The sequence below is a fragment of the Aerococcus sp. L_32 genome (assembly GCF_050689315.1).
In genome coordinates this window covers 1-1,058 of the sequence record NZ_JBOEQF010000599.1, presented here as the reverse complement: position 1 = coordinate 1,058, position 1,058 = coordinate 1, and the positions used below count along the sequence as shown (strand labels likewise).

The 1,058-nt window shown below is 39.5% G+C and carries 1 protein-coding gene; it reads left to right on the top strand.

What is annotated here, in order from left to right:
- The first annotated feature begins 531 nt into the window (after positions 1-531).
- A complete protein-coding gene (locus ACRCJ0_RS15055; protein ID WP_431391017.1) occupies positions 532-990 on the top strand; it encodes a CtsR family transcriptional regulator in 459 nt (152 codons plus the stop codon).
- Positions 991-1,058 lie beyond the last annotated feature (68 nt).

The following is a 1,058-nucleotide window of genomic DNA, read 5'->3' as shown; positions in this document are numbered from 1 at the left end:
TGGATGCCACTCGTTTGCGCGACGCTTTGAATACGGTCTTGTCCGATGCAGGTAACTTTACCCGAGACTTAGGCGGCGATTTAACAACAGCAGCCTTCACCGACAGGGTTATCGCAGCCTTAGCATAAGATGCGGTGACTTCACACAGTCTAATGATTTTGATTTGAAAAATGAGGCCAGCGCACTTCAACTTGAGGGTAGCGTAAAGGAGTTGACCAGCCATTCCTTTGCGTTGCCTTTTTGCTATATAAAGATGCGATATTTCAAATTTTTTCTTTTACAGCGTATAACGCTCGTTAAGATACGTCTTCAAACCAGGTTCCAAAAGTCAAACGCTTCCGACACTTCCCAAAATATGCTAAACACTTGCAGTGTTTATTCGGCTTTTGGTCTAGTGCGTCGAGTCTAAACGACTTTTGTCACACCTCCAATTACTAAGCTTTTGAATTGACTATTTGACTGCGGTTATCGTATGATATGGTTAATTAGTCAAAGTTAGTCAAAATAAGAATCAGGCTTGAGGTGATGAATATGAAAAATAGAAATATGTCTGATATTATTGAATCTTATTTAAAGCAAATCTTACAACAAGAAGAGCATGTTGAGATTAGTCGTAGTGAAATCGCAGACCAATTTCAATGTGTCCCATCCCAAATTAATTACGTGATTAACACGCGATTTACCCCTCAAAAGGGTTATATTGTAGAAAGTAAACGTGGTGGGGGTGGCTATATCCGTATTATGAAATTGGAAATTGTCGAAGAAGCAGATTTAATTGATGCTATGGTCGACCTTATCCATCAAAAAATGAGCTTACGTGATGCAACTGCCATCATTCAAAATTTATTAGTCAACGAGATTGTTACCGAAAATGAAGCGCAAATCATGCACTCAGCGGTCGACAAGGATGCCCTAGGTAAAATTGTTAACGCTGATGAAGTCCGGTCCTTAATTTTAAGATCGATGCTTGTGAAACTGAAATATAGGTAACCAGATAGGAGGACCTTATGAACGAAATTTATACAGAGAAAGCAAAACAGGCCTTATTGTACGCTGCT

Coding starts and splice junctions, on each gene's coding strand:
- ACRCJ0_RS15055 (WP_431391017.1), top strand. CDS start 532: ATGAAAAATAGAAATATGTCTGATATTATTGAATCTTATTTAAAGCAA.